Origin of the sequence: Micrococcus sp. GbtcB5 (genome assembly GCF_019091605.1) — a bacterium.
Taxonomy (GTDB): Bacteria; Actinomycetota; Actinomycetes; order Actinomycetales; family Micrococcaceae; genus Micrococcus; species Micrococcus luteus.
The window spans coordinates 1-234 of sequence record NZ_JAGXJK010000522.1 but is presented as its reverse complement, the minus strand read 5'-3'; the positions used below and the strand labels follow the sequence as shown (position 1 = coordinate 234).

Genomic DNA, 234 nt, shown 5'->3' with positions numbered 1-234 from the left:
GCGCGGGATCAGCGCGGAGGGGACCGGGCCCCGGCGCTCCGCCCCCGATCTCATTGAAGACGGACGGAATACACCGCCGAGCCGCGAGGTTACCCGAGGTGGAGGCCGAGGGCGTCCAGCCCGCAGCCTCGCCTGACCAAGGAGGAAGCATGACCGAATACTCCCTTCCGGAGCTGCACTACGACTGCGCCGCGCTGGAGCCGCACATCTCGGCCCGCATCATGGAGCAGCACC

The 234-nt window shown here is 69.7% G+C and carries 1 pseudogene; it reads left to right on the top strand.

Annotated features, from left to right (window positions below):
• Positions 1-149: 149 nt before the first annotated feature.
• A pseudogene (locus KVS67_RS13340) lies at positions 150-234 on the top strand (superoxide dismutase); the annotation flags it as partial.